Here is a 17,993-nt window from a genome sequence, read left to right on the forward strand (position 1 = left end):
AAGTACTGTATAAATAACCAGACCTGAACTTCGGGAGCCGCCCCCATGCTGGTGCACCTGTCCATCCACAACTACGCCATCGTCGAACACCTCGACCTCGAAATCGCCCGCGGCATGTCGGTCATCACCGGCGAGACCGGTGCAGGCAAGTCGATCATGCTCGACGCCCTCGGCCTTGCCTTGGGCGACCGTGCCGACAGCGGCGTGGTGCGCCCCGGCACCGACAAGGCGGACATCCTGGCCACGTTCGACCTGGTGGACATCCCCGAAGCCCATGCCTGGCTGGCCGAACGCGACCTGGACAACGACGGCCTGTGCATCCTGCGCCGGGTCATCACCGCCGAAGGCCGCAGCCGTGGCTATATCAACGGTACGCCCTGCCCGCTCGGCGACCTCAAGGCGCTCGGCGAGCTACTGATCGACATCCACAGCCAGCATGAACACCAGTCACTGCTGAAGACCGACACCCACCGCCGCCTGGTGGACGAATACGCCGGCGCCATCGACCTGGCCCGCCAGGTACAGCTTGCCGCCAAGCGTTGGAACCAGACCCGCCTGGAGCTTGAGCGGCTGAGCAACTCCGGCGACGAGCAACGCGCCCGCCATCAGCTGCTGAGCTACCAGCTTGAAGAACTCGACAACCTCGGCCTGGGCGAAAACGAACTGGAACAACTGGAGCAGGAACACAAGAACCTGACCAACGCCGAAGCCCTCTTCGGCATCTGCCGCCAGGTCATCGACCAGTGCAGCGAAAGCGATTCGGGCAACGTGCTCAGCACCCTCACCTCCAGCCTCAATCGCCTCGGCGCTGCAGCAAACGCCCCGCGTGCATTGGGCGAAGCCGCGAACATGATCGCCAGCGCACAGATTCAGGTAGAAGAAGCGATGGGCGAGCTCAACCGCTTCCTCGACAACTTCGATGCAGACCCCATGCGTCTGCAAGCCCTGGAAGAGCGCCTCGACACGATCTACACCCTGGCGCGCAAGCACCGCGTTCATCCCACCGAACTGCCGCACCTGCAGCAGCAGCTGATGGACGAACTCGAAGGCCTGAACGCCAGTGACGAGTCGATCGAACGCCTGGGCGAGGAGCTTGGTGCCTTTGCCCAGCACTATAAAGTGAAGGCACTGGAACTGAGCGCCCTGCGCCAGCAGGCAGCCAAACAGCTGGCTGTCGCCGTGGAGCAGGAAATTCAGCGCCTGGGCATGCCGGGCGGTCGGTTCTGCATCGAACTCACCCCCAATGAAGGCAACGACCTATCACCCCATGGTCTGGAGCAGATCGAACTGCTGGTCAGCGCCAACCCCGGGCAGCCACTCAAGGGACTGGCCAAGGTAGCGTCCGGGGGCGAGCTGTCACGCATCAGCCTCGCGATCCAGGTGATCACCGCGCAGACCTCGCGCATTCCGACCCTGGTGTTCGACGAAGTAGACGTCGGCATCGGCGGCCCTACGGCCGAAATCGTCGGCCAGTTGCTGCGTCGCCTGGGCGAGCGCGGCCAGGTCCTGACCGTGACCCACCTGCCTCAGGTGGCGGCGCAAGGGCACCATCACCTGTTCGTGCACAAGGTGCGCAACAGCGATACCACCCACACCGCAGTAGCCAGCCTGGGCAAGCGCGAGCGGGTCGAGGAAGTGGCGCGCATGCTGGGCGGCATCGACCTGACCAAGGAATCCCTGGCCCATGCGCGCAAGATGGTGGTTTCCGGCAAGGCCTGAGAGCACCTTCAGGCTGCCAGAAAGCACAAAGGCGACCCGAAGGTCGCCTTTGTCATTCATAACGAGCTAAATCGTTACTTTTTCTTACGCACATAAAGGACCAGATTGTGGTCCACGAGCTCGTAGCCATGCTCGGCCACGATCTCTTTCTGGCGGCGCTCGATTTCAGCGTCCATGAACTCGATGACTTCACTGGTCTCCACGTTGACCATATGGTCGTGGTGACCGCCGTCAGCCAGCTCGAACACCGCATGGCCACCGTCGAAGTTATGGCGCACCACCAGGCCAGCTGCTTCGAACTGGGTCAGTACACGATAGACGGTTGCCAGACCGACGTCCTCGCCAGCCTCCATCAGCGCCTTGTAAACATCCTCGGCGCTCATGTGACGTTGCTCGGTGGAGTCGAGCATCTGAAGGATCTTGACTCGAGGCAGGGTCACCTTGAGGCCGGCTTTGCGCAATTCGCTATTTTCAACCATGGTCAGCTTTCTCGCCGATGCTGCTTCGCAGCTTCTCTTAATACGGGTATGATCGGGGTTTACGTTGTCCAGCCAAGATAGTGGAAGTCGCCCACCGATGCAAAACACCAAGCTCTTGCTAAACAGCCTCGCCCTCGCGGGACTGCTCGCACTCGCCGGTTGCTCGTTTCCCGGGGTTTACAAGATCGACATCCAGCAGGGCAATGTCGTCACGCAAGACATGATAGACCAATTACGCCCCGGAATGACCCGTCGGCAAGTAAGGTTTATCATGGGTAACCCGTTGCTGCAGGACACTTTCAACACCAACCGTTGGGACTACCTGTATAGCCTGCAACCTGGTGGCGGCAAACGCCAGCAGGAACGCATGAGTATCTTCTTCAACGACAGCGACCAACTGGTCAGCCTGTCTGGCGACTTCATGCCAGGTGTGAGCCGCGACCAGGAAATCCTCGGTGGCAGCAGCAACACCACGGTCAGCCCGGCCACCCAGCCAGAGCAGGCCAAGCCGCAGCCGGAAGAGAAGCCAGCCAAGCCAGGCTCGACGGAAGAATCCATCCAGCGCGAGATCGATACCATCGAGACCACCCCAGTGCCGACGCCAGCACCGCTGGAAACCTCGCCGCAGTAATTGCCGGCCAGACGAAAAAGCCCGGACCATGGTCCGGGCTTTTTATTGCCTGCCAGAGCAGCTAGCGCTTGGCCTTGGCCTGTGCGGCACGCTGCCTGCGCGCCTCGACCGGGTCGATCAGCAGAGGCCGGTAGATCTCCAGGCGATCCCCCTCCTCGACCACACGCTCGTGCGCATCCGCGACCACCTTGCCAAAAATGCCCACCGAGCATTCCTCGACATTCAGCCCGCCGACTTGCGCGGCAATCCCGGACAGGCGCAATGCTTCACGCACAGTCGTCCCATCCGCTACGTCACAGACCAACAGCCACTGGCGCTCGGCCGTGGCGTAGGCCACTTCAACCTTGACCATTGAGCTGCTTGGCACGCTGGCAGAACGCATCCACCAGGGTATTGGCTGCCTGATTGAACAGCGGCCCAAGCGTGGCACGCACAATTGCGCCGGCGTAGTCGAAGGTCAGGTCCAGGCTGATCTTGCAGGCCTTTTCACCGAGCGGCTTGAACACCCACAGGCCATGCAGCTGAGTGAACGGCCCCTCTTCCAGATTCATCTCGATGGACTGCCCTGGCACCAGCACATTGCGGGTGACGAACTGCTGGCTCATGCCGCCCTTGGCCACTTCCAGCTTCGCCCGCATGTGCGTGTCACTGGCCTCGATCACGGTCGACGCCGAGCACCAGGGCAGGAATTCAGGGTAGCTGGCCACATCATTGACCAGATCGTAGAGCGCCTGGGCAGGGTACGGCAGCAGGGCGGAACGTTGAATATGGGTAGTCATCCAGGCGTCACTTCCAAGGCTGGGTGGCGGCGCTTCGCAGCGTGCCGAAAACAGGTTCAGTGCATAGAACAGGCCTTGTATTGTCCGGTATTCATTGCAGTGGCTCAAGCACACCGAAATCCCATAGCCGACCGGGTTATGACTTGCCTATAATGCCGCCCCTATGGCTAAACAAAAGAAACATCCGACCGGGACCATCGCGCAAAACAAAAAGGCGCGACACGATTACTTCATCGAACACAAGTTCGAGGCCGGGCTGGTCCTGTCCGGCTGGGAAGTAAAAAGCCTGCGGGCCGGCAAGGCGCACCTGACCGACAGCTACGTGCTGCTCAAGGATGGCGAAGCCTGGCTGTTCGGCAGCCACATCACCCCGCTGAACACCGCCAGCACCCACGTCATCGCCGACCCCATGCGCACCCGCAAGCTGCTGCTGAACAAGCGCGAGCTCGAGCGTGTGGAGGCCGCCGTGGCGCAAAAAGGCTACACCTGCGTGGCGTTGGCGCTGTACTGGAGCAAGCACCTGATCAAGTGCGAGATCGCGCTTGGCAAGGGCAAGAAGGAGTTCGACAAGCGCGACACCATGCGCGAACGCGACTCCAACCGCGAGCTGCAGCGTGCGGTGCGGAACAAGGGCAAGGAAGAGTAATCACTCTTTAGCCTGTGACTGCCTCTTCGCGGGTTTACCCGCGAAGAGGCAGTCCCCCATCTCAACGCCCGCTGCGCCGCTCCGCCCGCGCTACACGCTGCGCCTCGTCCTGCGCCTCTTCCAGCACCTCCTGCACATACAGAATGTGCCGGCTGGATACCTCCCGCGCATCCTCCGCCCTACCCTCGACAATCGCCTGGTATAACTCGCGGTGCTGATTGATCAGCATGTCGCGTGTTTCCGTGCGCTGCTGATACATGCCACCGATGTTGGTCACCACGTTGCGCTTGAGCAGATCGAACAGGCCACGAATGGTATGCAGCAACACCGCGTTATGGCTGGCCTCGGCAATTGCCAGGTGGAAGCGTGCATCGGCCGCGCCCTCCTCCGCCCGCGTTACCTCGTCTGCGCGCGCATAGCAATCCTGCAAGGTATCGAACGCCGCCTTCAGCCGCGCGCGATCGGGCTCGGTAGCGCGCTGGGCCGCGTAGTAGGCGCATGACGCCTCCAAGGTATGGCGAAACTCGAGCAGGTCGCGCTGCGCCTCTGCACTGTGCTCGAGCAATTGCAGCAGCGGGTCACTGAACGTCGAGCCGAGCGATTCGGCCACGTAATTGCCGCCACCCTGGCGGCTCACCAGCAGCCCCTTGGCCACCAGCTTCTGGATCGCCTCACGCAGTGACGGGCGCGACACACCGAACTGCTCGGCCAGGACGCGTTCGGCCGGCAGCCGCTGCCCAGAGGTCAGCGTGCCTTCCAGAATCATCCCTTCCAACCGATCGACGATGTCGTCGGACAGGCGCCGTTGGCGGACCTGATCAAAAACCATCACATGCTCTCCACAAACCCCGGCCAATTTCACGGGGGTGCCTATTCTCGCCGATCCACGCCACGCCAGCACGCATCAGGCGGCGGTTTTCGCCTGCAAGCAGCTGCCCGTTCATCGACCCGCGACCAAAGTTTTGCACGAGACAAATTGACACACCCACAACAGCGCTTTTAACCTAGCGGCCAGCCATTGTAAATTGGTCTTACCAATTATCCAATGCCAGTGCCTGACCAACAACAATTAGGGGCCACCCCATATGCAAACCTGGCAACAACTCTATACCCCGCTTGGTAGTCTCGGCCTGTCCGCACTGGCGGCGGTCATCCCTATCGTGTTCTTCTTCCTGGCCCTGGCCGTGTTCCGCCTCAAAGGGCACGTGGCTGGCAGCATCACCCTTGGCCTGTCGATCCTGGTGGCGATCTTCGCCTTCCAGATGCCTGTCGACATGGCCCTTGCTGCCGCAGGTTATGGCTTCCTCTACGGCCTCTGGCCGATTGCCTGGATCATCGTTGCCGCGGTGTTCCTGTACAAACTCACGGTCAAGAGCGGCCAGTTCGAAGTGATCCGCAGCTCGGTGCTGTCGATCACCGACGACCAGCGCCTGCAAGTGCTGCTGATCGGCTTCTGCTTCGGTGCCTTCCTCGAAGGTGCGGCCGGCTTCGGCGCCCCGGTGGCCATCACTGCCGCGCTGCTGGTGGGCCTGGGCTTCAACCCGTTGTATGCCGCCGGCCTGTGCCTGATCGCCAACACCGCACCGGTGGCCTTCGGCGCCCTGGGCATCCCGATCATCGTGGCCGGCCAGGTCACCGGCATCGACGCCTTCCACATCGGCGCCATGACCGGCCGCCAGCTGCCACTGCTGTCGCTGTTCGTACCATTCTGGCTGGTGTTCATGATGGACGGCCTGCGCGGCGTGAAGGAAACCTGGCCTGCCGCCCTGGTTGCCGGCCTGAGCTTCGCCGTGACCCAGTACTTCACCTCGAACTTCATCGGCCCTGAGCTGCCAGACATCACCTCGGCCCTGGCCAGCCTGATCTGCCTGACGCTGTTCCTGAAAGTCTGGCAACCCAAGCGCTCATTCAGCGAAGCCAAAGGCAGCGTCGGCGCCGCCGTGGTGCAGCCGAGCGGCAGCCAGCCGACCCCGTACAGCTTCGGCGAAATCTTCAAGGCGTGGTCGCCGTTCCTGATCCTCACCGTGCTGGTCACCATTTGGACCCTGAAGCCGTTCAAGGCGGCCTTCGCCCCGGGCGGCGCGATGTACAACTTCGTGTTCAACTTCGCCATCCCACACCTCGACCAACTGGTGATCAAGACCGCGCCGATCGTCACCGCGCCGACGGCCATGCCAGCGGTGTTCAAGCTCGACCCGATCTCCGCCACCGGCACGGCCATATTCCTCTCGGCCCTGATCTCCATGGCCGTGCTGAAGATCAACTTCAAAACTGGTCTGACCACTTTCAAAGAGACCTTCTGGGAACTGCGCTGGCCGATCCTGTCGATTGGCATGGTGCTGGCCTTCGCCTTCGTCACCAACTACTCGGGCATGTCTTCGACCATGGCCCTGGTGCTGGCCGGCACAGGCGCCGCGTTCCCGTTCTTCTCGCCGTTCCTCGGCTGGCTGGGCGTGTTCCTGACCGGTTCCGACACCTCGTCCAATGCCCTGTTCAGTTCGCTGCAGGCCACCACCGCGCACCAGATCGGGGTCAACGACACCCTGCTGGTAGCGGCCAACACCAGCGGCGGCGTGACCGGCAAGATGATCTCGCCACAGTCGATCGCCGTGGCTTGCGCCGCCACCGGCCTGGTCGGCAAGGAATCCGACCTGTTCCGCTTCACCGTCAAGCACAGCCTGTTCTTCGCCACCATCGTCGGCCTGATCACCCTGATCCAGGCCTACTGGCTGACCGGCATGCTGGTTCATCACTAAAGTGAAAGGGGCCGGGCGCCATCACGCGCCCGGCATCTCCTTCAACCCACGCTGCGAGAATCCATGATCATTTCCGCCTCCACCGACTATCGCGCCGCGGCCCAACGCAAGCTGCCTCCCTTCCTCTTCCACTACGCCGACGGCGGTGCCTACGCCGAGCACACCCTACGCCACAACGTCTCGGACCTGGCCAGCATTGCCCTGCGCCAGCGCGTGCTGAAGAACATGTCCGAGCTCAGCCTGGAAACCAAACTGTTCGACGAGACCCTGAGCATGCCCGTGGCCCTGGCCCCGGTCGGCCTTACCGGCATGTACGCCCGCCGTGGCGAAGTGCAGGCGGCGCGCGCGGCGGCAGCCCATGGCATTCCTTTCACCATGTCGACGGTGTCGGTGTGCCCGATCGAAGAAGTGGCGCCCGCCATCGACCGGCCGATGTGGTTCCAGCTGTACGTGCTCAAGGACCGCGGCTTCATGCGCAACGCCCTGGAGCGGGCCAAGGCCGCCGGCGTGAAAACCCTGGTGTTCACCGTCGACATGCCGGTGCCCGGCGCCCGCTACCGCGACGCCCACTCCGGCATGAGCGGCGCGAACGGCCCGATCCGCCGCGTGCTGCAGGCCATGACGCACCCTGAGTGGGCGTGGGACGTCGGCGTGATGGGCCGCCCGCACGACCTGGGCAACATCTCCAAGTACCGCGGCAACCCCACCGGCCTTGCCGACTACATCGGCTGGCTGGGCAACAACTTCGACCCGTCGATCTCGTGGAAGGACCTGGAGTGGATTCGTGAATTCTGGGACGGCCCAATGATCATCAAGGGCATCCTTGACGCCGATGATGCCCGTGACGCGGTCAAGTTCGGCGCCGACGGCATCGTCGTGTCGAACCACGGCGGCCGCCAGCTCGACGGCGTGCTGTCCAGCGCCCGCGCCCTGCCGGCGATTGCCGACGCGGTCAAAGGTGACCTGAAGATCCTCGCCGACTCCGGCATCCGCAGCGGCCTCGACGTGGTGCGCATGATCGCCCTCGGCGCCGACACCGTGCTGATCGGCCGCGCCTTCCTCTGGGCCCTGGCGGTGCATGGCCAGGCCGGGGTGAAAAACCTGCTCGAACTGTTCGAGAAGGAAATGCGCGTGGCCATGGTGCTGACCGGCGCCAAGTCGATCAGCGAGATCACCCGCGACTCGCTGGTCCGCGAACTGGGCGCCTGAGCGCCTGCCAACCGTACCGCCTGAATGACCGGGGGCACGCCGCGCGCCAGACGCTGCGGCCCCGCGAGGAGATTGCATGAGCCTGCCCGCTGCGTTCCTGCGTGATGCCGAGCGCCTGATCCCCGCCGAACGACGTTTCGACGACCCGACATCCACCCTGGCCTTCGGCACCGATGCCAGCTTCTACCGGCTGATTCCCAAGCTGGTGGTGCGCGTCGAGTCCGAGGACGAAGTGGTCGGGCTGATTCAACTGGCCCAACGCGATCGCGTACCAGTGACCTTCCGCGCCGCCGGCACCAGCCTGTCCGGCCAAGCCATCAGCGACTCGGTGCTGATCGTGCTCGGCGATAACTGGAACGGCCGTGAAATCCGCGGCCAGGGCGAGCAGATCCGCCTGCAACCCGGCGTCATCGGCGCCCAGGCCAACGCGTGGCTGGCCCCGTACGGGCGCAAGATCGGCCCCGACCCGGCTTCGATCAATGCCTGCAAGATCGGCGGCATCGTCGCCAACAACGCCAGCGGCATGTGCTGCGGCACCGCCCAGAACACCTACCACACCCTCGCCGGCCTACGCCTGGTGCTGGCCGACGGCACCCGCCTGGACAGCGAAGATCCGGCCAGTGTCGCAGCCTTCAAAAGCAGCCACGCCGACCTGCTCGAATCGCTGGCCCGCCTGGGCCGCGAAACTCGCGCCAACACCGAACTGGCCGACCGCATCCGGCACAAATACCGACTGAAGAACACCACTGGCCTGTCACTCAATGCGCTGGTGGACTACGACCAGCCGCTGGATATCCTGCAGCACTTGCTGGTCGGTTCCGAAGGTACCCTGGGCTTCATCAGCGCCGTCACCTACGACACCGTGCCCGATCACCCGCACAAGGCCAGCGCCCTGCTGGTGTTCCCTAGCGTGGAAAGCTGCTGCCGCGCCGTCACCGTACTCAAGCGCCAGCCGGTGTCCGCCGTGGAACTGCTCGACCGCCGCAGCCTGCGTTCGGTGCAGAACATGCCGGGCATGCCGCTGTGGGTCAAAGGCCTGTCGGACAACGCCTGCGCCCTGCTGATCGAGTCCCGCGCCGCCAGCCAGAGCCTGCTGCACGAACAACTGCAATTGGTAATGGCCTCGATCGCCGACTACCCGCTGGAGCAGAAGGTCGACTTCAGTGAAGACCCGGCCGTGTACAACCAGCTGTGGAAAATCCGCAAGGATACCTTCCCCGCCGTCGGCGCCGTGCGCCAGACCGGCACCACGGTGATCATCGAAGACGTCACCTTCCCCGTCGAGCAGCTGGCCGAAGGCGTCAACCGCCTGATCCAGCTGTTCGACAAGCACCACTACGACGAGGCGATCATCTTCGGCCACGCGCTGGAGGGTAACCTGCACTTCGTCTTCACCCAGGGTTTCAACAGCGCCGAGGAAGTCACGCGCTACCAGGCGTTCATGGACGACGTCGCGCAGTTGGTTGCCGTCGAGTTTGGCGGCTCGCTCAAGGCCGAACACGGCACCGGCCGCAACATGGCACCGTTCGTGGAGCTGGAATGGGGCCATGACGCCTACCAGCTGATGTGGAAGCTCAAGCGCCTGCTCGACCCCAACGGCATCTTCAACCCCGACGTCGTGCTGAGCGAAGACCCGGATATCCACCTGAAGAACCTCAAGCCACTGCCCGCCGCCGACGAAATCGTCGACAAGTGCATCGAGTGCGGCTTCTGCGAGCCGGTGTGCCCCTCCAAGGGCCTGACCCTCAGCCCACGCCAGCGCATCGTCATGTGGCGCGACATCCAGGCGAAGCAACGCGCCGGCGTCGACACCCGCGAGCTGCTGCAGACCTACCAGTACCAAGGCATCGACACCTGCGCCGCCACTGGCCTGTGCGCCCAGCGCTGCCCGGTCGGCATCAACACCGGCGAACTGGTGAAAAAGCTGCGCAGCCAGGCTGCCAACCACGCCAAGGCCGCCGACTGGCTGGCCGAGCATTTCCACACCGCCCTGGGCGGCGCCCGCTTCACCCTCACCGCCGCCAACACCGCCCGCAAACTGCTCGGCGCCCCACGCCTCGGGCGCCTCAGCGCATCACTGAGCAAGGCCAGCAAAGGCCGCCTGCCGCAGTGGACCCCGGCCATGCCACAGCCGCTGCGCACCATGGACTTCGGCCCGACGAGCAACGACGCCCGCCCCCGCGTGGTGTACCTCGCCGCCTGCGTATCGCGCGTGATGGGCCCGGCCTACGCCGACCGCGAGCAAAGCTCGCTGCTCGACAAGACCCGCGCCCTGCTGGAAAAATCCGGTTACCAAGTGGTGTTCCCGGATAACGCCGACAGCCTCTGCTGCGGCCAGCCGTTCGCCTCCAAGGGCTACCCCGAGCAGGCCGAACACAAGCGCCAGGAGCTGATCAACGCCCTGCTCCACGCCAGCCGCGGCGGCCTCGACCCGATCTACTGCGACACCAGCCCGTGCACACTGCGCCTGGTGCAAGACCTGGGCGAAACCCGGCTGGACCTGTACGACCCGGTGCGCTTCATCCGCACCCACCTGCTCGACAAGCTGGAGTTCACCCCCCAGGACGAGCCGGTGGCCGTGCACGTGACCTGCAGCACCCAGCACCTGGGCGAAAGCCAGGCACTGATCGACCTGGCGCGCCGTTGCAGCAAGCAGGTGGTGATTCCGGAAGGCATTCACTGCTGTGGCTTTGCCGGCGACAAGGGCTTCACCACCCCCGAACTCAACGCCCACTCGCTGCGTAGCTTGAAGGATGCGGTGCAGTATTGCAGTGAAGGCATCTCTACCAGCCGCACCTGTGAAATCGGCCTGTCCAGCCACAGCGGTATCGACTATCACGGCCTGGTCTACCTGGTAGACCGCGTCACCCGCCCGCGCAGCGTCTGACCTGCCCCGGGGCCGCGCTGCGGCCCCTCAAGCTGCCACACACCATCACCCCGATTGAACCCTCGGCAAATCCCGGCAGTCCACCCTTACAGGCCCACCTCCAAGCGGCCATAAAAGGAGACACCCATGAAAGGTACCGCGCTTTCGGCCCTCTTCGCGGCCGCTACCCTCCTGGCATCCCCGGCCTTCGCCGCAGATGACCTGTGCACCGCCAACCTGCAGAAGATCGACGACAGCATGGCCACCGCCGGTGCTACCTCCGAAGGCTTGGACAAAGCCCTCACCGAGCAGGTAGACAAAGCCAAGGCCGCCCAGGCGTCAGGTGACACCAAGGGCTGCATCGCCATCACCAGCAAAGTACTGGAGCGCCTGGAAAAGACCGAGAAAGGCGGCGGCGCGGCAGGCAGCGGTGCTTGAACCCCTGCAGTGCGGGCGACAGGACCGGCTGTCGACGTCGCCCGCGCAATGGCGTATACTCCGTCTCACGTGCCGTAAGGTGCGTTAGCCAAGAGCTAGTGTGGGGCCGATCAGGATTCGACGCCGGTAGCGAAACTCTAGGTGCATGCCGAGTTGGTAACAGAACTCGTAAATCCACTGTTGCAACTTTCTATAGTTGCCAATGACGAAAACTACGAGGGCTACGCTCTCGCTGCGTAAGCAGCTGAGCCCGCTCTCCTGGTAGCTTCGGCTCCAGCAATCATCAGGGGATGCCTGTAAACCCGAAATGATTGTCATACAGAACAGGATCGTCGTGTAGCACGTTGGGGGCAAAGCGACTAAAACTTACCCAACTCATCCAAAGCACCCTGCCCGTCGGGCGGCTGCGGATTAAATCAGTAGACACGGCTAAGCATGTAGTACCGACAGCGGAGTACTGGCGGACGGGGGTTCAAATCCCCCCGGCTCCACCAAATGATCAATCAAAGACGTCCACGGACGTCTTTTTTTGTGCCTGAAACTCAGCAAATACGGGGCTTTCAGCGCCATGGCGATCCAATAGCGTCCAGCAGCATCTATGTTTTCGTGTATTCCACGTGGTATTCCAAGCACTCAGCTGGTATTTTTTGGAATACACAACCAGCTTTGGAATACATCATGGGTGCCCAAGCTACTCGCCTCTCTGACCTCAAAGTCAAAACCGCCAAGCCTAGTGAAAAGGACTACACACTAACTGATGGCAACGGCCTCCAGATGCGAGTGAGAAGCAATGGCTCTAAGCTGTGGAATTTTAACTATATCCATCCCGTAACGAAGAAACGGATAAACATGGGTCTAGGAACTTTCCCTGAAGTGAGCCTGGCTCAGGCGCGCAAGCGAACCGTCGAGGCTAGGGAGCTTGTTGCCCAAGGAGTCGATCCGAAGGAACAGCGCAACGCTAACCGTCAGGCGAAAAAAGCCGCGACCGAACATACCTTTCAGAACATCGCGACGGCTTGGTATGAGCTGAAAAAGGACTCGGTGACACAGGCCTACGCTGAGGACATCTGGCGCTCCCTCACGCTACACATCTTCCCTGATTTGGGCACCACTCCGATCTCAGCCATCAACGCCCCTCAGGTTATCAACTTGCTCCGACCACTCGAAACCAAGGGCAGCCTTGAGACTGTGAAGCGGCTGACGCAGCGACTCAACGAGATCATGACCTACGGGGTCAACTCGGGACTGATTCACGCGAACCCCCTTAGCGGCATCCGCTCCGTCTTCAAGAAACCGAAAAAGAAAAACATGCCGGCACTACCCCCCGATGAGCTGAAAGAGCTCATGGTGGCAATAGCCAATGCCAGCATAAAAAGAACAACCCGCTGCCTGATCGAATGGCAGCTCCACACCATGACTCGACCAATCGAGGCAGCAACCACCCGCTGGGCAGATATCGACATCGAGAAGAAGATCTGGACGATCCCTGCGGAGCGTATGAAGAAGCGCCGCACGCACATTGTCCCGCTCACGGAGCAGGCTCTCGCGCTCCTGGAAGCTATCAAACCTTACAGTGGACATCGGGAGTATGTGTTCCCCGCAGACCGAAACCCCCGCACCCACTGCAACAGCCAGACCGCCAACATGGCGCTGAAACGAATGGGCTTCGAGGGACGCCTGGTCAGCCACGGCATGCGCTCGATGGGTAGCACCATCCTCAACGAGCATGGCTGGGATCCCGAGTTGATCGAGGTAGCACTGGCCCACGTCGATAAAGACGAGGTTCGCAGTGCCTACAACCGTGCGGACTACATCGAGCGGAGACGCCCGATGATGACCTGGTGGAGTGAGCACATCCAGGGAGCAGCAACGGGCAATCTGTCGGTATCAGCTATCCAGGAGAATAGGGACAAAAAAGTCGTTTCGATACGTTGACCAACAAACACTGCCCAAAAGTAGTCGTTTGCAATAGACAAATAACTACTATTCGCAGACATTTGCACGGAATACGGATGTGCCGGATTTAGCCCGATAGCACGCCGCTATTGGAGACCCGTCATTTCTTTAAGGACCCTCTACATCAGGGTTGACCGGCGCACCTTTGTTACCTATCGGATTAGCTAAGGTATTGTCTCTACCTCGTCTATGGTAAACCAGTTGCTTTCCTTGATTCTATCAAGTGCCGCTGCTGGGTCGGACGACCAGAGCACCAGGGCAAGCGACTCCTGAGCGCGGCTGCAGGTTACGTAAAACAACCGCAAGGTGCGGTCGATAGTCGTTTCTTTGCCCTGCTCTGCGTTCTCTTTGTCCCGCTTGCTAAGCTCCACACCACCAAAAATCTTGTCGTAGGAAATAAGGAAACCACCAGCAAGAGCATCATCCATAACAACCATGACGTGCATAAACTCAGAACCTTTCACCACCTGATGCGTTGCAAGAACTGAATTCCCGGCGAGGTAAGTTCGGTAAAGTCTGAGTTGACTCCAAGGTGCGGCGAACAGCGCACACCACCCACGCCGCATCCTGGCCTGTTTGGATTCCTCTTCCCCCCGGCCCGGTGCCGGAAGAGGTGGCGACTTGTCCGCATATGCTTCCGAGAGGCGATGATCGACTTCAAATAAGTGTGCGCTCAAGACTGGTGCGAGCACTTCTGCAATAGTTGAGTTTGAATTGCCGCAGGCGGTGGCAAATGCAGTGATGGCATTCAGCATCTCCTCCACGCGACTCGCTCGTGAGACACATTCCTCCGGTAGGTTGTCGAGGCGTCCATACCGACGAAATACCTCTGTGACCTTTAACTCGTTTACGGCACCGTCAATATCTACGCATGCTTCAAGCTGAGCAAGCTCGTTTAGGAGAACCTGCACTGCAGAAGGCCCCTTGTTATCACCACTGCCAGAAGGCGCTGCGGCGTCAGGATCTAGCAGGACCATAGCCTCATACACATCGAGAAATGAGCCACGAGTGGCGACGAGCTTGTGCTCCAGCGCGAGCAACTGATACTGGCCTTGATACCACGCGGCGTCCCCAGTGGCTCCGTGCATCCGATCTGAGCACCAACGTTCACCGATCACTTTGTTCTCCGGAGAACGCGAAGTATCCCCCACGAAGATCCGAACCACTCCTCCGGCCTTTTCAGTTCTAGGATGCTGCTCCACACCGTTTATAGGCTGCGTCCGGCCATCAAGCTCAGCTTCCCAAACTCTGTTAATGAGAGTGACGATTCGGCGCTGGCTGCGATGGTTCATCTGCAGCTCTGGCGTTGCCCAGTTTTGCGGGACAAGACTTGAAAGATCGGCGTGCCCGTGCGCATAAATGCGTTGCCGGTGATCACCGAGCAGCCCAAGAGTCAAGTCGCTCCCTTCCTGCTCTGCAAGCCCCATCAAAGCGTCCAGCATGCCTTTCATTGTGTCCTGCGACTCATCAATAAGAATTATGGGGTGGCGGTCCTTGAGAATGGTTTGGAGCGTAAGTTTATTTCGGAGCAGCCACGCTGTCGCGTCGAGGACATAGTTGTGCGCAAGTGCGCCGGGGCCGTACGTGTTGCGATCAGGATGGTAGATGAACACTTCGGTCGCTCTAAAGGCCTCGATATCATCCTTGATTTCGTCAAGATCTCGCTGTTTAGCTGGCGTAATGCCTCTCGGCTTGGCTTGCGCCTCGGCAGTTTCTTTCGCAAGTTGAGCTTCTTTAACGGCAACAAGTGCTTCTCGAATATCATCGTTGAAGCCGCTGATGAGCTCCCAACAAAATGAGTGGATCGTCGATACGCAGACTAAGTCGTTGTCGCCGAGGCGTCCGTTGATGACCGAGACGGCATTCTTGGTATATGTCACCACCCTAATCGAGCGCCCGTACATTCGCAGACGCCGTGCTAACTTATTGCCTTTATCGTGTTCGATGACGCCGGTAAGTCGCCGAAGAACTTCAACCAGAGTACGAGTTTTACCGGAACCGGCACCCGCAAAAAGGAAATAGCTGCGCGGCGGTTCTTCCGTAAGGTAGCCACAGATTTCATCAACTACGCCGGCATCGCGATCGTTGCCAAGGGTCGGAACCGCAGTCATGGCAGCAACTCCGGATTGGGATCCAATTGTTTTTGAAGCCATTCTAAGGCATCCGCAATGTACTTAGGGCAAGCAATTGGTTCGGCCGCCGCAATCATCTCAAAGATGCTTGCAGCGAAGTCTCCTTTATTGAATGAGCCGTGCATGAGTTTGTGTAGAGATGCGACCAAATCCGAAATATTTTCATGGTCGGCAACGCGTCGAGCTACGGAGCCGAGTGCGCCTTTGGGCGGCTTAATTTTGTTGCCATAGCCGTCGACCTTCTCATCCATAAGACCTTTGAACCAAGGAATGTTCTTGAGAATAAGTGAGTCTTCAAAGGTGCTAGGCCAATGGTCGCCCGCTTCAGCCACGGGCAGTTGCCAGGCGAAGCGCACTAAACATTCAGAGACTTCGCTCCAAACAAGTTGTACCTCTACTGGGTTTTTGAAATCTTCGAGCTGCTGCAGTTTCGGATGCCAACCGCGCAGCGTCGGGTTCCCGCATTGCAGCCCGGCTTGGCCAGTATTAGCCACTGCAACTAGAGTGGTGGTCGGCTCACCATCCTTCGTCGGCTTCCCAGCTTTCTCCTCAACGGGGTCGACGTCGGTGATGATGACCGTGGGAATACGAAGCTTTTCCACGAGAGGCTTAAGCCGATGAGCGTGACTACCGCCGATGTCTAGGAACGACAGATAGCGGCTGTTGAGAACTTCAAAATCTCGTTCGATGAAAAGCGGGACCAGCATGCGCTCAGCAACGCCTTCAACGAAGATTGCAGCATTGGCAAACAAAAGGTCAGTATGCTGAACGCGGAAATACCGCTCTGCGAATTGACGGGTCTTTTGGTCATCACCGAAAATTTTCCCAAGATTAACCACCTCAGTGGTCGGCATGGGATTTTCTGCGCTCTTTGCTATGCGACGGACGTATCGTAATCGATCAAAACTCTCTGCGTGCGCGAGATGGCTGGAGTGAGTACTGATAATTAACTGGCTTTTAAGTCCTGACGCTTCTTTTTCGTTCGGGCTGATCAGCTTGTGAGCCTTATCTGGGAAGATACGCTGCACTTGAACATGAAGATGCGCCTCAGGCTCCTCAACCAATACTAGATGAACGGGTACCGGGGCACCTTTTTCAGGCTTGAGTCGAGCCGCTTTGAAAGAAACCAGTTGATAGCTGAGCGATTGGAGATTTTGGTATCCAAGGCCTATGGAGTACTCGGGAAGAAGCTCTTCTAGTGAGTCCTTCTGCATGCTGTATTGGACTGCAGTACCATGGTCGAGCAAATCAGCTGTCTGTATGCGCGTGCGGAAGCGAATTTCTTGGGGATCGTGCAGCCCTGGGTATCCGAGTTCTCTGACCTCTTCCACCGACGGAGCGATCGCCTCGTGAATTTTCTTGTCCAGTTCCTGCTGTGCCTCCGCGACCGCCTTAATAAGGTCTGCGCGATGCCCATGACCTGTTGTAGCAATATTTAGGTGTTGTCGAGCAAACTTGAGAAGTTGATTGGAGAACATGCCGACACGATGGGGGCCAGAAGCAGATCGAGAATCAGCTTCCTCACCTCCAAGACCCCGCTGCGCTGCTACGAAGTCAACATGTATCAATTTCTGTAGATTTTTGCGCTCAATTGGACTGGCGTCTGCCGGCAGAGTCTGAGCGGCATAGGTCTCGAGCCCGTCCAGTGGATTTTTGTCTGCATCTAATTTGTATGCTCGGACTTGACCCAACCTTTGTGGCTCGCGCAACCAAAAGTCGAGGAGGTCAATGGGCCAGGCAAGCGAATCCGCCCCCATATCCTTCACCGGCAGTCGCGCGGTGTGGTATGCCCAAGCCAGCTGCTTCAACTCGTCAACGCTTGCAGCGGGCTCCAGACGCAACCGTACCCCAACGGCCCCTCCTTTCCAGCTGAATTTTGAGAGAAACGGGGCGACATAGTGGAACATGCCAGCCTCCGCATCGAACCATAGGTCCAACGTCGGCATAGCCGAGTGAATGACTCCAAGCTGCTCGATCCATTGCTCTTCGGATCCAATCACTGTCGACGGGTTTTCCTTCAGCAATTCCCAAGCTTTACCAAGCGCTCGCAACTTCGGCCACTGCGACAGACTGATATCGAAAGCGCCGAAGCGAGAGCCATCTGAAAGGAAGTGGCGTAGCGCTGCAAGAACCGATGTTTTGCCGCTATTGTTGGCTCCGACAAGAATAGTAGTTTTCTTATCGATATCTAGCTGGACCTTGCCAAGCCGCCGGAACTGACAAAGCTCTAGGAGTCGAAGGGTGATGCTTCCAGCTACCGGCGTGGCGACAACCGCTTCTGGCATTTTGGTTCCTCTCAATCCATGGGGGCACACCAATTCAGAACAATATATCTGTTCGTCCACTCTTGGCCGACTGTAGCTCACTGCGCCTTAGTAAGCT

General features: G+C 60.1%; 14 protein-coding genes and 1 other RNA gene. 9 read left to right on the forward strand and 6 right to left on the reverse strand.

The features are described 5' to 3' along the window. Window positions 1-45: 45 nt before the first annotated feature. Entirely contained in the window at window positions 46-1,719 is a 1,674-nt protein-coding gene (gene recN, locus ACOKS3_RS25370) for a DNA repair protein RecN (RefSeq protein ID WP_422764510.1), read from the forward strand. Window positions 1,720-1,793: 74 nt separating this feature from the next. Here recN and fur read toward each other — a convergent pair whose 3' ends face one another. Beyond that, on the reverse strand, window positions 1,794-2,198 hold the full coding sequence (fur, locus tag ACOKS3_RS25375; RefSeq protein ID WP_008096237.1) for a ferric iron uptake transcriptional regulator: 405 nt from the start codon (window positions 2,196-2,198) through the stop codon (window positions 1,794-1,796). Window positions 2,199-2,295: 97 nt separating this feature from the next. Between fur and ACOKS3_RS25380 the strand changes: the two genes are divergently transcribed. Beyond that, a complete protein-coding gene (locus ACOKS3_RS25380) occupies window positions 2,296-2,829 on the forward strand; it encodes an outer membrane protein assembly factor BamE (RefSeq protein ID WP_103448896.1) in 534 nt (177 codons plus the stop codon). Between the two features lie 61 nt (window positions 2,830-2,890). Here ACOKS3_RS25380 and ACOKS3_RS25385 read toward each other — a convergent pair whose 3' ends face one another. Together ACOKS3_RS25385 and ACOKS3_RS25390 are read right to left on the reverse strand one after the other, a co-directional pair. Continuing rightward, window positions 2,891-3,181 carry an RnfH family protein gene (locus tag ACOKS3_RS25385; protein WP_422764509.1) on the reverse strand — a complete coding sequence of 97 codons (291 nt, stop codon included), beginning with the start codon at window positions 3,179-3,181 and terminating at the stop codon, window positions 2,891-2,893. After that, window positions 3,168-3,608 carry a type II toxin-antitoxin system RatA family toxin gene (locus ACOKS3_RS25390; protein WP_103448894.1) on the reverse strand — a complete coding sequence of 147 codons (441 nt, stop codon included), beginning with the start codon at window positions 3,606-3,608 and terminating at the stop codon, window positions 3,168-3,170. The genes ACOKS3_RS25385 and ACOKS3_RS25390 overlap by 14 nt, the downstream gene beginning before the upstream one ends. Before the next feature lie 163 nt (window positions 3,609-3,771). Between ACOKS3_RS25390 and smpB the strand changes: the two genes are divergently transcribed. After that, a complete protein-coding gene (gene smpB / locus ACOKS3_RS25395; RefSeq protein WP_027917703.1) occupies window positions 3,772-4,254 on the forward strand; it encodes an SsrA-binding protein SmpB in 483 nt (160 codons plus the stop codon). Between the two features lie 61 nt (window positions 4,255-4,315). Here smpB and ACOKS3_RS25400 read toward each other — a convergent pair whose 3' ends face one another. Further along, window positions 4,316-5,083: an FCD domain-containing protein gene (locus tag ACOKS3_RS25400; RefSeq protein WP_103448893.1), complete on the reverse strand. Its 768-nt coding sequence runs from the start codon at window positions 5,081-5,083 to the stop codon at window positions 4,316-4,318. Window positions 5,084-5,339: 256 nt separating this feature from the next. Between ACOKS3_RS25400 and ACOKS3_RS25405 the strand changes: the two genes are divergently transcribed. The 6 genes from ACOKS3_RS25405 to ACOKS3_RS25430 all read left to right on the forward strand — a co-directional run bounded on the left by ACOKS3_RS25405 (window position 5,340) and on the right by ACOKS3_RS25430 (window position 13,458). Then, window positions 5,340-7,010, forward strand: a complete 1,671-nt coding sequence (locus ACOKS3_RS25405; protein WP_103448892.1) for a lactate permease LctP family transporter — start codon at window positions 5,340-5,342, stop codon at window positions 7,008-7,010. A gap of 63 nt (window positions 7,011-7,073) precedes the next feature. Continuing rightward, a complete protein-coding gene (lldD, locus tag ACOKS3_RS25410; RefSeq protein WP_103448891.1) occupies window positions 7,074-8,219 on the forward strand; it encodes an FMN-dependent L-lactate dehydrogenase LldD in 1,146 nt (381 codons plus the stop codon). Between the two features lie 76 nt (window positions 8,220-8,295). Further along, entirely contained in the window at window positions 8,296-11,106 is a 2,811-nt protein-coding gene (locus ACOKS3_RS25415; RefSeq protein WP_103448890.1) for an FAD-binding and (Fe-S)-binding domain-containing protein, read from the forward strand. A 126-nt stretch (window positions 11,107-11,232) separates the two neighbouring features. Then, entirely contained in the window at window positions 11,233-11,523 is a 291-nt protein-coding gene (locus ACOKS3_RS25420) for a hypothetical protein (RefSeq protein WP_103448889.1), read from the forward strand. Between the two features lie 102 nt (window positions 11,524-11,625). Further along, window positions 11,626-12,017: a transfer-messenger RNA gene (gene ssrA / locus ACOKS3_RS25425) on the forward strand. Window positions 12,018-12,201: 184 nt separating this feature from the next. Beyond that, window positions 12,202-13,458: an integrase domain-containing protein gene (locus ACOKS3_RS25430; protein ID WP_009685259.1), complete on the forward strand. Its 1,257-nt coding sequence runs from the start codon at window positions 12,202-12,204 to the stop codon at window positions 13,456-13,458. 185 nt (window positions 13,459-13,643) lie between these two features. Here the strand turns inward: ACOKS3_RS25430 and ACOKS3_RS25435 are convergent, their stop codons facing one another. Both ACOKS3_RS25435 and ACOKS3_RS25440 read right to left on the reverse strand, forming a co-directional pair. After that, the gene (locus tag ACOKS3_RS25435) at window positions 13,644-15,590 is read right to left on the reverse strand and encodes a UvrD-helicase domain-containing protein (protein WP_009685258.1); all 1,947 of its coding nucleotides are present in this window, start codon (window positions 15,588-15,590) and stop codon (window positions 13,644-13,646) included. Further along, the gene (locus tag ACOKS3_RS25440) at window positions 15,587-17,896 is read right to left on the reverse strand and encodes an AAA family ATPase (protein WP_023101480.1); all 2,310 of its coding nucleotides are present in this window, start codon (window positions 17,894-17,896) and stop codon (window positions 15,587-15,589) included. The genes ACOKS3_RS25435 and ACOKS3_RS25440 overlap by 4 nt, the downstream gene beginning before the upstream one ends. Window positions 17,897-17,993 lie beyond the last annotated feature (97 nt).

Origin of the sequence: Pseudomonas sp. HS6-2 (genome assembly GCF_049325675.2) — a bacterium.
Classification (GTDB): Bacteria; Pseudomonadota; Gammaproteobacteria; order Pseudomonadales; family Pseudomonadaceae; genus Aquipseudomonas; species Aquipseudomonas putida_N.